The sequence below is a fragment of the Thermovibrio sp. genome (assembly GCA_015488335.1).
Classification (GTDB): domain Bacteria; phylum Aquificota; class Aquificia; order Desulfurobacteriales; family Desulfurobacteriaceae; genus Balnearium.
The window spans coordinates 1-3,067 of record WFNZ01000046.1 but is presented as its reverse complement, the minus strand read 5'-3'; the positions used below and the strand labels follow the sequence as shown (position 1 = coordinate 3,067).

At 46.2% G+C, this 3,067-nt stretch carries 5 protein-coding genes; 3 read left to right on the top strand and 2 right to left on the bottom strand.

Annotated features, from left to right (window positions below):
- Positions 1 to 514: ComEC/Rec2 family competence protein (locus tag F8H35_RS05445; protein WP_472572531.1), on the bottom strand; the 514-nt coding region annotated here is incomplete at its 3' end.
- Positions 515 to 747: 233 nt separating this feature from the next.
- Here F8H35_RS05445 and speD point away from each other — a divergent pair.
- A complete protein-coding gene (speD, locus tag F8H35_RS05440; RefSeq protein ID WP_472572530.1) occupies positions 748 to 1,137 on the top strand; it encodes an adenosylmethionine decarboxylase in 390 nt (129 codons plus the stop codon).
- A gap of 34 nt (positions 1,138 to 1,171) precedes the next feature.
- Here speD and F8H35_RS05435 read toward each other — a convergent pair whose 3' ends face one another.
- A complete protein-coding gene (locus tag F8H35_RS05435) occupies positions 1,172 to 1,555 on the bottom strand; it encodes a TraR/DksA family transcriptional regulator (protein WP_472572529.1) in 384 nt (127 codons plus the stop codon).
- Between the two features lie 79 nt (positions 1,556 to 1,634).
- On the opposite strand from F8H35_RS05435, the gene F8H35_RS05430 reads away from it, so the two are divergent.
- Positions 1,635 to 2,822: a pyridoxal phosphate-dependent aminotransferase gene (locus F8H35_RS05430; protein ID WP_472572528.1), complete on the top strand. Its 1,188-nt coding sequence runs from the start codon at positions 1,635 to 1,637 to the stop codon at positions 2,820 to 2,822.
- A partial coding sequence (locus tag F8H35_RS05425; protein ID WP_472572527.1) for a hypothetical protein occupies positions 2,815 to 3,067 on the top strand: 253 nt, incomplete at its 3' end. The genes F8H35_RS05430 and F8H35_RS05425, both read left to right, overlap by 8 nt.

The window sequence follows — 3,067 nt, the reverse complement described above, 5'->3', positions numbered from 1 at the left end:
AGGGAAGAATGACAACCGACGCAGCCGTTAAGGGCTTTTTAAACTTTAAGAGTTTAAAGAGGAGGGCGAGAGCTCCCACAACAATTCCTACGTGAAGGCCGGAAATTGCAAGGAAGTGGTAGATGCCGGAAAGGGCAAAGTAGCCTTTAACAGAGGCAGGAAGCTCGTATCTGAAACCTAAAGTTGTTGCCCCAACAAGAGCCGAAATGGGATAATCTACAGACTCTTCAATCCTTTTGTATAGGTGATAGCGGAACCTGTCAAGTGAGAAAAAAGGTCTTTCAACTACTCTTCCCTTGTTATTAACGTAGTCTCCCGGCTCTGCTTCACCTTTTAACCTTACGTACTTCCAACCTTCAAGAACTGCCACTCTGTAGTTATCTCTGTATTCCTTTACCCAGAGGACTTTTCGCAGGCCTTGATTACCAGCGTGGTCTTTCCAGAGAGGCGGAATAATAAGGAAAGGAATTAAAACGAGAACGCCGGGGAGGAGCTCCCTTACCCTGAATCTCACAGCATAGTTGAAAAAGAGAATCAGCGTTGCTACCAAAAGGTAGGGGAAATAAGGAGTGCCGTATTTTTCAAAAGCGAGGGCAAAGAAGGAGAGAAAGAGGATATAAACAACGTGTTTTTGCAGCTCTGCCCCCTTTTTGTTGAGAAGCTCTTAACAATTTGTAGTTTCAGCATATAATTATAGCCGCCCGTGGGGAGGAGTCCCCCGTAACCCCTAATAGAGGAGGAAGGAAAATGGCCAAGACCCTCGGCGTCCACATTGTTGCCGACCTCTACGGGTGCGACCCGGAGATTTTAAAGTCTGCCAAGGCTATGGCAGAAATCTTTGAGGGGGCTGTGAAACACGCCAACCTCAACAAGCTCTCAGCCTACTACCATCAGTTCCAGCCCTACGGGGCGACGGGGGTTGTTGTTATTTCAGAATCCCACCTCTCTTTCCACACCTGGCCGGAACACGGCTACGTTGCAATAGATGTTTACACCTGTGGAGACCACGAAAATGCCTTTAAGGCTTTTGACTATATTGTTGATAAGCTGAAACCTGAAAGGGTTGAAAAGGACGTTCACTTCAGGGGAGTTGTTAACGAGGAAGAAGAAGTTACGTTCTGTGCAAGCGTAGGCTGAGTGCTTGTTAGAGGGGGCGTTAGCCCCCCTTCAATTACTCCTCTCCAAACTTCCTTTCCATCTTCTCCTGCTCAAGCTTACACTTTATACAGAGCTCCGCTACAGGCCTCAGCTTAAGCCTCTCGTAGCTTATGCAGGAACCGCACTTTTCACAGATTCCATAAGTTCCTTCCTCAATCTTCTTTAAAGCTTTCTCAATTTTCTTCAGGTATTTTGCTTCCCTGTCTCTTATTCTCATCTCAAAGGTTCTGAGAATTTCATCTGTTGACATATCAACAATGTCTCCAACTTCCCTTTCAGACTGGGCAGTCTCCTCAAGGCCTCTCTTTATGTCCTCAAGGACCTCTCTCCTTTTCTGCTCAAGAATCTCTTTAAGCTCTTTCATCTGTTCTGCTGTAAGGCACCTGTTTCCCTTCATGGTCTCCTCCTGCCTTTGTTGGTTGGGAAAGGTAATTAACAGTTTGTAAAATGTCAACGACAAACTTTTGGGGGTAGAAATGAAGCTTTCAGAAAGAGTTTTAAAGATGTCTCCCTCTCCCACAATGGCAATAACCAGCAAGGCTAAGGAGCTGAGGGCAAAGGGAATAGACGTTATAGGCTTTGGAGCCGGAGAGCCGGACTTTGATACGCCAGAACACGTTAAAGAGGCAGCAAAAGAAGCCATAGATATGGGATTTACGAAATACACACCACCTGCAGGGATACCGGAGCTCCGCCAGGCCGTAGCAAGGAAACTGAAAGATGAAAACGGAATAGACTACGAGCCGGAACAGGTTGTAATAACGGATGGAGCGAAGCAGGCCCTCTTCAATTTAATGCTCTCTGTAATTGACGAGGGAGACGAGGTAATCATTCCAGCTCCCTACTGGGTTACCTACCCTGAGCAGGTAAAGTTTGCAGGCGGAAAGCCAGTATTTGTTGAAACTAAAGAGGTAAAGAACTTTACGTTAACAGTTGAAGACATTGAGCCGGCCGTTACCGAAAAGACAAAGCTCTTAATCCTCTGCACTCCACACAATCCGACGGGAGCAGTTATTCCAAAAGAGGAGCTTGAGAAGATAGGGAAGTTCTGCGCAGAGAGGGGAATTCTAATAGCTTCAGATGAGTGTTACGAGAAACTCACCTACGATGGATTTAAACACACAAGCATCGCATCCCTCTCAGATGAGATAAAGGAAATTACTATAACGATAAACGCCCTCTCCAAAACCTTTGCAATGACGGGTTGGAGAGTGGGATATGCAGCAGGGCCAAAAGAGATAATTGACGCAATGATTAAGATAAACTCCCAGTCTATCTCCAACGTTAACTCAATTGCTCAGAAGGCAGCAGTTGCGGCTCTAATTAAACCAAAAGACTTCCTGAAGGAGTGGATAGCCGCCTACGACGAGAGGCGCCGCTACATGGTTGAGAGACTCAACGAGATTCCTGGAGTTTCCTGCATAATGCCAAGGGGTGCCTTCTATGCCTTTCCAAACGTTAAGGAGCTCCTTGAGAAAGGCGGATTTAAGGACGACTTTGACCTTGCAGACTACCTCCTTGAGAGGGGCAAGATTGCCGTTGTTCCAGGAACGGCCTTTGGAGCTCCCGGCTACTTAAGGCTCTCTTACGCAACGTCAATGGAGAATATAGAGGAAGGGCTTAAGAGGTTTAAAGAAGCTGTTCTTGAGAGGTTAAATGGCTGAGAAGAGAAAGGTTTTTAAATCCGACGGACTAACAGTTCTGGCCTACGGCCTTCTGGTAATTTCATACGTCCTCTTTTTCGGAGCTCTCATTGTAAAGGCCGGCCGACTCTCTCCCGGCCTTATGGTTTTTGCTCTCCTTATTTTTCCGGTTGTCGCCTACTTTATTTTTCTCCTGAAGAAGAGGGTTGTAATAACAGATGAAGGAATAGAGGTCTTTGGCCTTACAGGAAAGAAGTTTATAAAGT